Annotated in this window: 2 protein-coding genes; one reads left to right on the top strand and one right to left on the bottom strand. The window is 51.2% G+C overall.

Going from position 1 to position 1,157, the window contains the following annotated elements; translation table 11 throughout:
• A partial coding sequence (locus RCF13_RS23820; RefSeq protein ID WP_308141613.1) for a SapC family protein occupies positions 1–287 on the bottom strand: 287 nt, incomplete at its 3' end.
• Positions 288–535: 248 nt separating this feature from the next.
• Between RCF13_RS23820 and RCF13_RS23825 the strand changes: the two genes are divergently transcribed.
• On the top strand, positions 536–1,157 hold a 622-nt coding region (locus RCF13_RS23825; protein ID WP_308141614.1), incomplete at its 3' end, for a hypothetical protein.

Genomic DNA, 1,157 nt, shown 5'->3' on the forward strand with positions numbered 1-1,157 from the left:
TGGTAAACCGCCGGCAGATAGGCATTTGCACCGGACGCAACAGGCGAAAAAATTTGCTGCCCCCGTCTAACCTGCCCGACTATCGCGACTGGAAATACTGCATCATCGTTAAAGAACAGAATAGGATAGCAGCGCGAAATATCGGCAAATTCCGCCAGGGTTATCGGTGCAAACAGATTTGGTGTTTTCATCGTGCTGGTGGACCTGATGAAGCCATGGTGGCGATGTTGCTCTGCACACAGAGCAACAGGCACTTCAAAAGTCTGATAACGTTCTGAACTGTTCAAGACACCAACTCTCCACGAAAGTTGAAAGAATCACACAAATCTGGAGCTGCTCAAGTATGCGGCGATGGATCAAAATAGAGAACCACTAGGACTGGATAGGAACAATACGAACATCGCTACTTCAATGAACTCTACTCGATTTTTATCGGGTTTTAGCAATCGCTTATATTTTAAATTTTTTCACTTTGCCTATCATCTCCCCAAAATCAGTCGGATGGCGTCGATTTGTGACGCCAAAGGAGGGGTCCTTGCCTGATTTGCAGACCAGACACACGCGGGCGGTCGCCGCTATTTCCAGCGACCGTTTCCATAAGTATCTCATGACCTCTGCGGCCGTTGCCCTCATCAGCATCGTTGTACCCTCGTTTGCGGCGGCTAATGAATGGACGGGAGCGATCAGCAATGATTTCTTCGAACCGGGCAATTGGGATGATGGAGCGGGTCCGCAAGGCGATAGTTCGTCCGTCAATAATGGCAGTGCCATTGGTACAATCGATGTTACGATTGGCTCGGGAGGGTCGGGGGCGGGCACTATCGGCGGGGCGGCGGGACAGGCTGGTGCTGTACGTCTCGACATAATAACAGATCCGGCCAATCAATATAACTCCGCCAGCATCTATTTTGGAAATTCGCTGGTTGTCGGCACGAACCAGGGAACGGGAACGCTCACGGTTTCAACCGATGGCAATGCGCAGATTTATATGGGCGCCAATGCCGTCAGTATCGGCAAAGGGGTTGGTAGCGAAGGCACCGTGAACCTGCTCGGTGCAGGAAAGAACCTTTCCGGTCGTCCGGAGGGGCCTTTTCCTGCAGGCAGTTCATGTTACGCATGCAGTCCCAATTTTACTTCCTATGTCTCTGAAGGCTACA

Origin of the sequence: Stenotrophomonas maltophilia group sp. RNC7, assembly GCF_030910085.1 — a bacterium.
GTDB lineage: Bacteria > Pseudomonadota > Gammaproteobacteria > Xanthomonadales > Xanthomonadaceae > Stenotrophomonas > Stenotrophomonas sepilia.